Source organism: Bacillus sp. BS1807G30 (assembly GCF_040047675.1).
Classification (GTDB): Bacteria; Bacillota; Bacilli; order Bacillales; family Bacillaceae; genus Bacillus; species Bacillus altitudinis.
On sequence record NZ_CP157353.1, the window covers coordinates 1,896,599 to 1,909,646 of the forward strand.

The window sequence follows — 13,048 nt, forward strand, 5'->3', positions numbered from 1 at the left end:
AACCTTCCTATATAAAAGTAGGAAGGTTTTTTCTCAATCATGCTGTGCATGGTGTATCATTTGTTCAAGCACTTCCATCACATGCTGATCTTCAGGACTGTAAAAAATCGAGGTCCCTGCTCGTCTAGATTTCACGAGACGAAGATTTTTTAAAAAGCGCAGCTGATGAGATACGGTTGATTGCATAAGGTTTAGTGTTTCTGCTATATCATTTACTGAATGTTCACCTTGAGACAGTAAATGCAGAATACGAATACGCGTCGGATCAGATAAGGCTTTAAATGTTTGGGAGACAAGAAATAGACTTTCTTCGTCCAGCTCCATCCGTTCCTGTTCTTGATTTGTATTCAGTTCTTCCTTCATTTCGCTTCACCTTTCTTGTCAGTCAACTCACGACTTATTCTATGTATCATCATATACCAAAACGTGTAGCATGCAAAGCTTCCACACCTTTTGAAAAAAGATTTATTCAAATAGCATTGACACGTGGTAGCATTCTTTTTAAAATGAGCATTATTTATTCATTTTTTTAGAGGAGCTGATAGGCAAATTGACTGAAGAGCCAAGACTAAAACGCAGCCTGACTGTTTTTCCACTTGTTGTGATCGGGCTTGCTTATATGGACCCACTTGTCGTATTTGATTCATACGGCATTGTTGCTCAGCTGACGAAAGGACACGTTGCTGCAGCTTATATCTTTACTTTACTGGCATTACTATTGACAGCGCTTAGCTATGGGAATATGGTGAAGGCTTTTCCAAAAGCAGGATCTGCATATACATACGCGCAAAAAAGTATTCATCCTCACGTTGGCTTTCTTGTAGGCTGGACACTATTGCTAGACTATTTATTTTTGCCTATGGTGAATTTTGCAATCGGAAGTGCATATTTAACCGCAGCCTTTCCTGATGTACCTCATTACATTTGGATCATCATACTTGCTATCGCCATAACGACTGTCAATGTAATCGGTATACGTCTTACAGCCAACATTACAGCGCTACTTGTGACCTTTCAGGTGATTGTCGCTGTTACATTTGTTGGGTTTATTATTTATGGGCTCACGCAGCATGCAGGCACGGGAGAGTTACTGTCAACCCGTCCGTTTTATTCAGCAAGCTTAGATCCCGCCCTTATTTTTTCCGGCGCGACGATTTTATGTTTTTCTTTTCTAGGATTTGATGCGATTTCGACTATGTCTGAGGAAACAATTAAGCCAAAAAGAACGATTCCTCTCGCCATATTTTTAACGGTCGCCATTGGAGGTGTGCTGTTTACCGTCACCTCTTATTTTTTACAGCAGGTGTTTCCAAATTTTCAACAGTTCAAGCATCCAGATGCGGCATCACTTGAAATTGCGAAATTTGTAGGCGGCGCGTTTCTCCACTCATTCTTTTTAGCCGGCACCATGGTCGCTGTCATCTCTTCCTCCCTATCATCACATGCGAGTGCCGCAAGACTCTTGTATGCGATGGGAAGAGATCAATCATTACCAAAGCGTTTCTTCGGTTATATTCACCCAACATTGAAAACGCCTGTATTTAATATTTTATTAATTGGTGTTTTCTCGTTAACCGCAGTTGTTGGTGAGCTTGAGGTCATTTACTCGTTTATCAGCTTCGGGGCATTAATTGGATTTACGTTTGTTAACTTGTCTGTTTTCGCTTACTATTTCATCAAACAAAAACAAAGAGGTGTATTAAACACACTGAGGTATGCCATCATCCCTCTTTGCGGAACGGCTTTTTGTATTTGGCTCTTAACAAGCATCAGTACAAATGCATTAATCATTGGCATGGTGTGGCTCATGATCGGTTTTGTTTATTTCTGCTATAGACTGAAAACAAGAACAGAATTTACGTTTGGCTATGATTGAATATAAGGTTTTCACTTGGTATCCTGTGCAGGATATGGCATAATATAAAGGCTGTACTTCCCTTTTAAAAGCGGGGCAAAACAGGGGTGAACTGACCTTGAAAAAGAAAAAAACAGGATGTTTTGCCATTTCAGGCTGTTTCACGATTTTTCTGTTTGTTTGCGTATTAGCGGCCATTGTCATTTCCTTTAATCAAAAGGAGTTAAAAAAGCTGCCGATTGATACGGAATCAATTGTTTTGTCGAGATTGGATGATTACAAACCGCTTGTAGAAACAGAGTTAAGAGATCAAGATTTAGATCAATATACCGCGTTAATTCTCGGTATGATGTATCAAGAATCAAAAGGCAGAGGCGGAGATCCAATGCAGTCCTCTGAATCTCTTGGTTTGAAACGAAATGAAATCAATGACCCTCAGAAAAGCATTAAACAAGGAGTCCATCATTTTTCAACCATGTACAAGCATGGGAAGAAAAAAGGCGTTGATTTGGAAACCATTATTCAAAGCTATAACATGGGAATCGGCTATATTGATTTTGTTGCAAAAAACGGGGGAAAACATTCCGAAGAATTGGCAAAGCAATACTCCAAAAAGCAAGTGAAGCGAAACCCTGAAGTTTATACATGCGGGGGCGACAAAGATAACTTCCGCTATCCGTATTGCTACGGTGATTTCACTTATGCTGAAAAAGTAAAAGAAAAAACGAAAACAGTTGAAGAAAAGATGAAATTGGCTTCATCATCCACACCATCATCGTAAAAAAAGCACTTCCATGAAGGAAGTGCTTTTCATTTTATGAATGTTCTTTCCCGATTTCCGGCAGGATCGTTTTGGCTAAACGCTGGTCCATTTCTTCATATTCATCATAATGAATCGTTTCATATAGCTCTTTTCTCGTTTGCATGTCCTCCAGCATTCCCTGTTGCGTCCCCTTTTCCTTAATCTCTGTAAATAAACGTTCATACGCTTTTGCAGCAACTCTCAGGGATGATACAGGATAAATCACCATTTGAAAGCCAAACATAGAAAATTCGTCTGTATGATAATAAGGTGTTTTTCCAAACTCCGTCATGTTTGCAAGGAGCGGCCCTTTTATATTGTTTGAAGCATACGTGAAATCTTCTGCTGTAATCAGCGCCTCAGGAAAAATGGCATCTGCTCCTGCTTCTAGATAGAGATTAGCCCGGTGAATGACATCCTCCATCCCGTTTACTGACTTCGCATCCGTTCTTGCGATGACGAGAAGTGTAGGTGCCGCTTGTTTGATCGCTTTGATTTTCGCCATCATTTCTTCTACAGAAACAAGTAATTTTCCGTTTAAATGTCCGCATTTCTTCGGCATTTGCTGATCTTCAATTTGAACAGCCGCTACCTTGCTCTCAACCATCTCTTTTGCTGCTCTGGCTGCATTTAATACACCGCCATAGCCAGTATCCATATCAACTAAAAGAGGCAGCTGAGAAGCTCGAATGATTTCCTTTGCCTTTTCCGCCATTTCAGTGGAATGAATCATACCAAGGTCAGGAAGCCCTTTGCTTGCGCAAAAAGCGGCACCCGATAAATAAAGCCCTTGAAATCCCATTTTCCTCGCATAGAGCGCAGACATTCCATCGTGAACGCCTGGAATTTGAAATAAAGCGGATTTGTGCATTTGCTCTTTAAAAGCTGCGGCTAAGTCAGCTTGATTTACTTCATCATTCACGATCCACACACTAGCCCCCCCTTATATGACAAATAAATCCATAAATGCTGGTACTGTCGTTGTTTTTAATTGATTTGGATTTTGACAAAGTGAAACAATTTGATCGACTTGTTTTTGTGGAAATCTCGTTTTCAAATGATATTCCCATTTCTTTTCAAGCAGCGGGATCCCTTCCTGCCTTCTTCTGCGATGACCCAGCGGATATTCAATTTCGATTCGATCTGTCATCGTTCCGTCTTTAAAGAAGATTTGAACACAGTTTGCAATTGATCTCTTTTTTGGATCTAAATAGTCTTCTGTATACCGTTTATCTTCTTTCACGATCATTTGATCACGCAAACGTTCAATGAGCGGATTCTGCGCCGTTTCTTCTTCATAATGATCAGCGGTCAGCTCACCATAGATCAACCCAATGGCCGTAATATACTGCAAGCAATGGTCACGGTCTGCCGGGTTGTAAAGTGGTCCTTTTTTATCAATAATTCGAATGGCTGATTCATGTGTCGTAATCTCAATCCTGTCAATCTCATCTAAACGGTCTTTTACCGCGTCATGTAGAATGACAGCGGCCTCAGCGGCAGTTTGCGCATGAAATTCTGCTGGATAAGCAATTTTAAAGAGTACATTTTCGATCACATATGACCCGAGCGGCTGGGCAAGTGTGAGTGGTTTTCCTTTCATTAACACATCTTCAAATCCCCACTTTTCTGCACTGAGGGGCGTTTGATAGCCCATTTCTCCTTTCAATGTCATCATCGCCAGTCTCACCGCACGGCTTGTAGCATCCCCTGCTGCCCACGATTTCCTTGATCCTGTGTTCGGGGCATGCCGGTACGTTCTAAGCGGTGAATTATCCACAAATGCTTGTGATAACACATACTGCACATCTTCTTTCGTTCCGCCAAGCATTGCACAAACGACTGCACTTGATGCCACCTTGACAAAAAGAACATGATCCAAGCCATTTCGATTCAAACAATTTTCTAAAGCAAGCACACCTTGTATTTCATGTGCCTTTACAATCGCATGCAGTACGTCATTCATCGTTAGCGGCTCTTCTCCGTTTGCAAGGCGAGTTCTGCTGATATAATCGCTTATAGCCAATATCCCGCCCAGGTTATCTGATGGATGGCCCCACTCCTGTGCAAGCCACGTGTCATTATAATCTAACCAGCGAATCATACAGCCAATATCAAAAGCCGCTTGAACAGGATCTAATACAAATGAAGTGCCGGGCACTCTTGCTCCGTTAGGGACAACAGTTCCAGGTACGATGGGTCCAAGATGCTTCGTGCATTCTGGAAAGTTGAGCGCCAGCATTCCGCAGCCGAGTGTATCCATGAGTACATACCGAGCTGTTTCAATGGCCTCTTTGCTCGTAATTTCTCCATCCACGGCATAGGCTGCGATGTCTTCTAATAGTTGATCTGTTTGATTGGCTACTGCTGTTTTATTCATATTCATTCCCCCGTTTTTCCATCATCATTTGAGACTTTTAATCCTCTTGGTCCTAAATACCGTACTCTCGGTCTAAAAATCCGATTGTGTGAATGCTGCTCGATGACATGCGCTGCTAATCCGCTTGCTCTCGCAGCAAAGAAAATCGGTGTATATAGTGAAATAGGAATGCCGAGCACGTAATAAATCGGTGCTGCGTAATAATCAAGGTTTGGATAGAGGTTTTTCTTTTCTTTCATGTATGCCTCGCCTGCGACGCACATGTCATACAACGTCGTGTCTCCTTTTGATTCGGTAAGCGTTTTCAACGATCGTTTTAAAAGAGCCGCTCTTGGGTCCATTTTTCTCATATATACCCGGTGTCCAAAGCCCATCATTTTTTCTTTTGCGGCTAATTTACGTTCGATGAGCGCAAGGAAACCTTCTGTTGTTTTGCCTTCGAGCAGCATGTGCATGACTGCTTCGTTTGCGCCTCCGTGTAAGTCACCTTTTAATGAAGAAATCGCTCCAGTAAAAGCACCATACATGTCAGAATGAGTAGATGCAATGACTCTTGCTGCAAATGTTGAATTCGGCAGCTCATGCTCACTATAAAGCGTGAGTGTTTGGTCAAATGCTTTGATTTCGTCTTGTGCCGGAGTGCGGCCTGTTAACATCGCTAGAAAGTTTTCAGTGTAGGATTTGGTCTGGTCTGGAGTAGGTGTGGTGTCTTGTGTGAGAATATGATAGCTTCCCGCAACAATCGCTGGCAGCTGGCCAAGTAATCGAACGGCACGCGCTTGTTGGCATGCTTCTGATCGATCATTCAGTTGTTCATCGTACCCTGCAAGAGCAGATAAACACGTTCTCATGGCATCCATTGGGTGAGTGGTTTTTGGCAGTTTTGTCAAAATGGTTTGAATGGTTGGATGTAAGCTTGTTTGTGAGGAAATATCTTGCTGAAATTGGTGATATTCCATTGCATCTGGTAATCTTCCATAAATGAGCAGATAGGCTGTTTCTAAGTACGTCTTGCTTTGTGCCAGCTCGATGAGGTCATAACCGCGAATCACAATTTCTTCTTGCTGGACATCTAGGAACGAAATTGACGTTTCGCTTGCCACAATGTCTTCAAGCCCCGGTTTGTACTGCAATTGTTCAGTCATCATATAACCCCCGTTTCGTTCAATTGTGTTCTCCAAACGAGCAAACGGCCAGACATGATGTGATTCTATAGGTGGGAAGATACCGTGCAAGTCGGATACCCAATTCCCATTTTATCCAAAGCACTTCATCTTGTAAATAAAAGAACGTATGTCCAGATGGACATACGTTAGCTGTAATATGGAGAAATCATAATATATACGATGACACCTGTTAGACTGACATAGAGCCAAAGAGGCATGGTCCATCTGGCAATTTTACGATGACGTTCGACTTGCATTTGTGCGCCTCTAAAGAGAGTGATCAGTGCAAGCGGTACAATGACGGCAGATAAGACGATATGTGTGATGAGAATAAAGAAGTAAATCGGACGAATGATTCCTTCTCCCCCAAAGTGTGTATCAGCTGCCATTGAATGATACGTCACATACGAAATTAAAAAGACAAGTGTGGTTGAAAAAGCCGCAAAGATAAATCGTCTATGGGCTTTAATGTTCTTTTGTTTAATCATAATGAGCGCTGAAAGTAAAAAGATAAACGTAAAACTGTTCATCACGGCATTCAGTAACGGCAGAAATGTAATATCCAGATGACTAAATTTATCTGTTTTTGGCATGAAAAATAATAAAGCAATTAAGCCGTTTATGGCAATTGTTAAAAAGACAACAATGCCGGTGAAATTTTTCGGTTTTTGATTCTGTTCGTTCATGTTTGAAAACCTCTCTTTATTAGTTCCGACTAAGAGTATGTTATTTAACTTTCTCTCTAAAGTCAATGAATTCGCTGTCTTCGTCGAATTTTAGACAAACTTGCCGATTGCCTGCCTTCTAGCGGCTTGAAAGATCCACACACTTCCTTTAGAATGGGAATTTGTGTGGTTTTTATCAACTCTTCTATGAAAGGAGCAATAGACTTGTCAATCTTACAGGAAACAACAAAAGATGTGAAGACATTAGAGCAAGAATTACAGCAATTGCAGTTCCAAATGTATCGAATGCAAGAAAATATAAAAGATATTTCAAAAAAAGCAAAGATTATTGGCATTGATCAAGCGAAGGAAGATGAATGGATGATCGTCTCTGCAATTGAGAATGCAGATACGTGCAAAATCATGTTAAGCGATTGTGAAAAAGCTTTTCGCGGACAATCTGATTTTTCCTTGATCGCGGAATATCCTGAAGAAGGAAAGATTCACATTGCCGATATTAAAGGCCCGCCTGATAATGGCTATGGATCAATTTGTATGAAGCATTTAAAAGAAATCGCAAGAGAGCAAAACATTCCAGTCATTACTGGGGATCTCGTCAAAAGAGATTGGAACCATGTGGACCGCCTGATTCATTTTTATGAAAAACACCATTTTGATGTCCAAATTAATTGGAAAGAGCAAAGCGGAGAAATTTATTGGGTGGACAGCTAACGACACAAAAACCAGCGTTGAGATGGGCTTATACGCTGGTTTTTGTCGAAAATGCGAATTTTTCAGAAAAATATGTGTATTTCCGGCCAAAAAAAGGTATAATAAAAGCATCAGGCCGCCACCTGATGCTTTCTTCCAAAAACAATAGACTACTAGTTAAGTACTTTCACTTTGACTGATTTTACGCCCCAATTTTTAGCTTGGGATTTGCTTGGTACGTGTACATCAATTTTGTTACCTTTAATTGCGCCGCCAGTATCTGCTGCGATGGCTTCACCGTAGCCTTCAACATAAACCTTACTTCCTAATGGAATGACATTAGGATCTACTGCGATTACTTTTGCATTTGGGTTTTTGTTTAAGTTTACCCCTGTTGCAGTGATACCTGAGATGCCACCATCATTTGCTGTATAAGCCGTAGCCGTTACAGTCATTTCTTTTTGTACACTTTGACTAGCAGAAGATGATTCTGCTTTAGCTGTTTCCTTTTTAGGAGCAGCTTTTTTCGTTGTTTGCTCTTTTTGGACAGGTGCCTGTTTTTGAACAGGTTCTGAGCTTACCGGAGCTGAGCTTTGACCAGCAACACTTAGTGTTGAACCAATCATAATTATATCTGAGTTTAAGTTATTCCAAGACTTAAGATCGCTAATTGACACATTGAATTTTTGAGCGATTTTCCAGAGGCTGTCCCCCTTCTGGACTTTGTACTGCTCCTGAGTTTTCTCTTTTGAAGAGATTGTCAATTTATCTCCTACATAGATCATGTCTGTAGATAAATTGTTCCAACCCTTTAGGTCCTTTAGAGACACATCATTTTTTTGAGAGATTCCCCAAAGTGTATCACCTTTCTGTACAGTGATTTCCTTTGCAGAAGCTTGCTGTGCTCCTAATGCTGTTGTTGAGATTGCTGCAACAGCAACCAAGGACATAATAGTCTTCTTCATAAAGTAAATCCTCCCTTGTTAGCTTTTTATGGCGGCTAACGAGTGCTATCGTAACATATGTAAATGTCATTTCAATAACAAAACGATATGTTTTAGATTACAGTTCCTTTACATGAAACATCTCTCTCCATTGGTAATTCAGCCCACTAAATGGCTCAATTCCGCATCATATCAAGGTTTTGAAGGGATGGAAATCATCATGATGAAAACGCGTCCAAGTGAAACGAAAAAAATTTATTTTCCTTCTTCAAACTCTTTATTTTTTCTCTTTTTCTATAAATAAACGAATTTCTTCTAAAAAAACATCTCCATATTTCTCTCTTTTTTGTGCGCCGACACCTTTAATATTTAAAAGTTCTTCTTCTGTTTTAGGCTCTACTGCTGACATTTCCTTCAATGTTTGATCAGAAAAGACAACAAATGGCGGAACGCCCTGTTCTCTTGCCAACTTCATTCTGACCATTCTTAACTGCTCAAATAATGCATCATTTTCTTGAATAGCTTCTGCCTTTATCGCCTGCTTTTTATAGACGGTCTCCTGCCCCACTAACACTTTCTTTCCTTTTTGTGTCACTTTTAGTGTTGGAAAAGCTCCTTCAGACATGTGTAAATACTCTTCCGTAATTAAAAATTCAATGAAATCACTGATATGTTGGGCTGAATGCTGTTTCATTAAAGCATAAGTAGGAAGCCGGTCGAAACCAAAATCAAGCACTTTTTTGTTTTTAGAGCCGGCTAATACTTGAGCAATCATCATTTTTCCGAATCGTTCGTTCATTCTAACGGTACACGACAAAACCATTTGTGCTTCTCTCGTGACGTCTTCACGCTCTCTCTCGTCTAGACAGTTGCTGCATTTTTGACAAGGGGCACTTGATGATTGGTCAAAGTAGTCCATCACAAATTGCTGAAGGCACTGTTCCGTATGACAGTAGTCTACCATTTGTCTCAGCTTGAGCAATTCATGCTGATACCGTACTTCATCTTCTGTTGATTGTTCAATGAGAAAGCGCTGCACGCGTACGCCTTGCGGTGAAAACAGCAAAATGCATTCACTTTCAAGCCCGTCTCTCCCGGCACGTCCTGCTTCTTGGTAGTAACTTTCAATATCTCTTGGAATTTGATGATGAATGACAAAACGTACATTAGACTTATTAATCCCCATACCAAATGCAGATGTAGCTACCATTACTTGAATATCATCATTTAAAAAAAGATTTTGCTGTTCTTCTCTCACTTCATCATCTAATCCTCCGTGATAAACACCCGCTTTGATCTTTTGCTTTTTTAGACGATGATAAATTTGATCTGCTTCTTTTCGTGTGGCTGTATAAATAATGCCTGACTCAAGACTGTTTTTCTTCATATATTGTGTGATGAATTGGTCGCTGTTTTGCCCTTTCACTACTTGAAAAGACAAATTTTCTCTAGCAAAACCAGTAAAGATTGTTTCTTCTTCGTCCATGCCAAGTTGCTCACATATATCCTGTTGGACCTTCTTTGTAGCAGTGGCTGTTAATGCTACAATAACAGGCCTTTTTGAAAGCTTGTTTACACATTCTTGTATAAAGCGATAGCTCGGTCTAAAATCATGTCCCCACTCAGATATACAGTGCGCTTCATCTATAGCCATTAAAGGAATCGTCAATCGATCAAGCAGCTGAAAAAAACGTTCATTTTGTAAGCGTTCAGGGGTGATATAAAGCAAATCATACTCCCCCTGTTCACATTTTTTCAGCCTTGTATTCATTTCACCTGCTGAAAGTGTACTATTTAAAAAGGACGATCGTATTCCCATCTCATTTAACGCATCAACCTGATCTTTCATTAAAGAAATAAGCGGAGATACAACGATTGTCGTTCCTTCCATCATAAGGGCAGGAATCTGGTAGCAAACCGATTTCCCTCCACCTGTCGGCATAATGCAGACCGTATCCTTCCGTTTATTCACAATCGATTCAATGGCTTGTTTTTGTCCTTGTCTAAAAGCATCAAAGCCATAATATTGTTTAAGAAGTGCTTCAGCTTGTTGTAACATCCAATTCCCTCTCCGTCGTTTGTTTTGTCTATTTTAACATACATTTGTCCATCCACATTCGGTCTGTTCAAAATCGTATTTTGGACAAAATAAAAAGCCATTTTCCAAAAATGGAAAATGGCTTGAATCATCCTAGGAAAAGCTGCGGATGCCGTAATCTAAGTAAGAAAGTTTTAAACCACCACTCCTCAAAGTGGGTGTTTGCAGAAACGTTCCTGTCTTCCTCTCGAAGGAGGCGTGACATTCCGGATTCAATATAAAACTCCCTATTACAGCTTAAAGGTTAAAACTTAATTAACATTACGCGCATCGCAGCCTTTAAACTATACTACACGAAAGTTTATTAAATTTCAAGATATGTTTTTTCTAAAAAAATACTCATGTATACAAGATTTTTGTCCATGTAGACGTAGGAAAACATTATGTTGAGAAAACATAAATTCCTCTCATCATGTTATTTTTCCTCATCTACATCAACATCTTGCTCTTCTTCTAGCCTTTCATACGTATCTGAATGTAATTGATCCATTGTTTCTCTATTTGTTAAATCACGCATTTGCTCAGAGAACGAACGGTCAAATTCATTTGGATCTTGATTGGTTTCTTCATTTTTCTTTGCATCAATTGAATAACGAGTATAGGGTACTGCTTTCAAACGTTCATATGGAATGTCTTTTCCTGTTTTTTCACAAATTCCATATGTTCCGTCTTCCATCCGCTTAAGCGCTGCATCAATTTCACCTTCGAGCTGATCATCGACTTGATCCAGCGTCTGTTCGGTCATGCGGTCTAAATAGATGCTTCCGTGATCTGCGATATGGTTTCCAACACCATTTGAAATCTCATTCGATTCGGCCAGCATGGATTCTTCTTTCTTTTTTGATCCTTTCACATCTTCTTTTAATTGAATAAGTCTTTCATATAAATCAGCTTTTTGCTCTTTCGTTAAGCTCACGGTCAATCACTCCTTTCTTTTTACCTTCCCGCTCCATGCGAAATGAAAACATGAAAAAAGCCGCCGCCTCTTTGGCAGCAGCTTTCTTCATTTAAAGATTGCGAAGTGCTTCTTCTACTGGTGTATCACCTTTGATTAAGTCAAAGGCTTTATTTTTCACATTGGATTCCGTTAAGCTTTCCACTAAGACAGTGGCTACATCTTCTCTGGAAATCTCAATGTCACGATCGTCTGGAATATGAGCCGCCGCTTCTATTTTCCCTGTCTTCTCCTCATGCAGCAGTGCTCCTGGCCGCACAATGGTGTAAGAAAGACCAGACTGTTTTAAATGTTCATCGGCTTTTCTTTTCGCTTCATAATAAATCTCCATACTGCCTTGTCCTTTTCCTTGATGAGGATCGTCGGCATTATAAGAACTCAGCATCACAAAATGCTGAATATTTTCTTTTTTGGCTGTATCAACGAGGCGTTTTGCCCCCTCTTGATCAACAGCGATGGTTTTATCTGCACCTGTTTTTGAGCCTGAACCAGCTGCAAAGATGACAGCTTCTGCTTGCTTCACAGCATCTGTCACATCCTTTTCAAGATCACCGATGACAGGCGCTGCACCAAGTTCTTTTAGCGCATCTGCTTGTTTTTCATCTCGAATGAGAGCAAGCGGCTCATGTCCTTTTTCTTTTAAATATCGAATGACAAGTCTCCCTGTATGTCCGTTTGCTCCAGCAACTAATACTTTCATTGTTCATTCTCCTTTCTGTATCTGTTTCATCTTTATCCTTTTTTGTTGGGATTCAAACACATGAATAGAAAAAAGCCTTCCCCACTGTAGTGGGAAAAGCTCAAGAGATGTGCGATAGATAAAAATAAGAACAAAGAATGAGAAAAGTGCATGTGATCTATGTAATCGCATCGTTGATCAGCAAAGATGTTTTGTTAAAATGGCCTGCACGTCACTCAAATCTGTATCTTTAGAAAAATCGAGTTCAAATACTTTTGAGCTTGTAACAAGCAGCATACCAGTGTCCTGATCAAACACGCCAGCTTCTTGAATGGCAAAACTTTCAATTGATCGATACGGCAAGGAGACCCTGACTTTCTTTTTAGAAAATACGCGGTTATCGCCAAAGATCAGTCGTTTATTGGTGAAACAAATTTGGTCGTGACGCAGTCTGTAAACAGCCTCAATTCTTTCTCCTTCAATTAATAAGGATTCGAATTTTTTATGATCATTTTGTTTACTGACAGAAAAAATACCCACGTAAACCCCCTCTTCCTGCATCAAATTCCTTTATGACAAAACGGCCACACGGCTCTGTGGGTACGTTTTATTCTCACTTATAGAATACGCTATAAATCGTCGTTATTCCATTACGAATAGATTAAATTTCATTTAACTTTTTCTTTTTGATCCGATGCTCTTTCCTCTACTTATTTAGACTGTTAAAGCAGGAAAAAAGTTTCATTTTTTTTCAAGAAATCATTCGTTATGAGACCATAAAAAAACAGTGATT

The 13,048-nt window shown here is 40.0% G+C and carries 13 protein-coding genes and 1 other RNA gene; 3 read left to right on the forward strand and 11 right to left on the reverse strand.

What is annotated here, in order from left to right; all coding sequences use genetic code 11:
* Nucleotides 1-33: 33 nt before the first annotated feature.
* Nucleotides 34-363, reverse strand: a complete 330-nt coding sequence (gene czrA, locus ABG082_RS09590; RefSeq protein ID WP_007500691.1) for a Zn(II)-responsive metalloregulatory transcriptional repressor CzrA — start codon at nucleotides 361-363, stop codon at nucleotides 34-36.
* A gap of 187 nt (nucleotides 364-550) precedes the next feature.
* Here czrA and ABG082_RS09595 point away from each other — a divergent pair, with 187 nt between their 5' ends.
* On the forward strand, nucleotides 551-1,876 hold the full coding sequence (locus tag ABG082_RS09595; RefSeq protein WP_348936044.1) for an APC family permease: 1,326 nt from the start codon (nucleotides 551-553) through the stop codon (nucleotides 1,874-1,876).
* Between the two features lie 97 nt (nucleotides 1,877-1,973).
* Entirely contained in the window at nucleotides 1,974-2,636 is a 663-nt protein-coding gene (locus ABG082_RS09600) for a lysozyme family protein (protein WP_008346523.1), read from the forward strand.
* A 34-nt stretch (nucleotides 2,637-2,670) separates the two neighbouring features.
* Here the strand turns inward: ABG082_RS09600 and prpB are convergent, their stop codons facing one another.
* The 4 genes from prpB to ABG082_RS09620 all read right to left on the reverse strand — a co-directional run bounded on the left by prpB (nucleotide 2,671) and on the right by ABG082_RS09620 (nucleotide 6,889).
* Nucleotides 2,671-3,588 carry a methylisocitrate lyase gene (prpB, locus tag ABG082_RS09605; protein WP_317327494.1) on the reverse strand — a complete coding sequence of 306 codons (918 nt, stop codon included), beginning with the start codon at nucleotides 3,586-3,588 and terminating at the stop codon, nucleotides 2,671-2,673.
* Between the two features lie 12 nt (nucleotides 3,589-3,600).
* Nucleotides 3,601-5,037, reverse strand: coding sequence for a bifunctional 2-methylcitrate dehydratase/aconitate hydratase (locus tag ABG082_RS09610; RefSeq protein ID WP_348936045.1), 1,437 nt, complete (start codon nucleotides 5,035-5,037; stop codon nucleotides 3,601-3,603).
* Between the two features lie 2 nt (nucleotides 5,038-5,039).
* Nucleotides 5,040-6,182 carry a citrate synthase gene (mmgD, locus tag ABG082_RS09615; protein WP_019743303.1) on the reverse strand — a complete coding sequence of 381 codons (1,143 nt, stop codon included), beginning with the start codon at nucleotides 6,180-6,182 and terminating at the stop codon, nucleotides 5,040-5,042.
* Nucleotides 6,183-6,349: 167 nt separating this feature from the next.
* Nucleotides 6,350-6,889, reverse strand: a complete 540-nt coding sequence (locus ABG082_RS09620; RefSeq protein ID WP_008346516.1) for a DUF420 domain-containing protein — start codon at nucleotides 6,887-6,889, stop codon at nucleotides 6,350-6,352.
* A gap of 204 nt (nucleotides 6,890-7,093) precedes the next feature.
* On the opposite strand from ABG082_RS09620, the gene ABG082_RS09625 reads away from it, so the two are divergent.
* Entirely contained in the window at nucleotides 7,094-7,600 is a 507-nt protein-coding gene (locus ABG082_RS09625) for a GNAT family N-acetyltransferase (protein ID WP_008346514.1), read from the forward strand.
* Between the two features lie 152 nt (nucleotides 7,601-7,752).
* Here the strand turns inward: ABG082_RS09625 and ABG082_RS09630 are convergent, their stop codons facing one another.
* The 6 genes from ABG082_RS09630 to ABG082_RS09655 form a co-directional block, all read right to left on the reverse strand.
* Nucleotides 7,753-8,544 carry a 3D domain-containing protein gene (locus ABG082_RS09630; protein ID WP_135227097.1) on the reverse strand — a complete coding sequence of 264 codons (792 nt, stop codon included), beginning with the start codon at nucleotides 8,542-8,544 and terminating at the stop codon, nucleotides 7,753-7,755.
* A gap of 256 nt (nucleotides 8,545-8,800) precedes the next feature.
* Entirely contained in the window at nucleotides 8,801-10,582 is a 1,782-nt protein-coding gene (gene recQ, locus ABG082_RS09635; protein WP_057079425.1) for a DNA helicase RecQ, read from the reverse strand.
* A gap of 135 nt (nucleotides 10,583-10,717) precedes the next feature.
* Nucleotides 10,718-10,903: non-coding RNA, 6S RNA (ssrS, locus tag ABG082_RS09640), on the reverse strand.
* 133 nt (nucleotides 10,904-11,036) lie between these two features.
* Entirely contained in the window at nucleotides 11,037-11,537 is a 501-nt protein-coding gene (locus ABG082_RS09645; RefSeq protein ID WP_017367441.1) for a TraR/DksA C4-type zinc finger protein, read from the reverse strand.
* A gap of 91 nt (nucleotides 11,538-11,628) precedes the next feature.
* Entirely contained in the window at nucleotides 11,629-12,276 is a 648-nt protein-coding gene (locus ABG082_RS09650; protein WP_017367442.1) for an SDR family oxidoreductase, read from the reverse strand.
* Nucleotides 12,277-12,453: 177 nt separating this feature from the next.
* Nucleotides 12,454-12,795 (reverse strand): PH domain-containing protein, encoded by a 342-nt coding sequence (locus tag ABG082_RS09655; RefSeq protein ID WP_008346505.1) that lies wholly within the window; start codon nucleotides 12,793-12,795, stop codon nucleotides 12,454-12,456.
* Nucleotides 12,796-13,048: the final 253 nt, after the last annotated feature.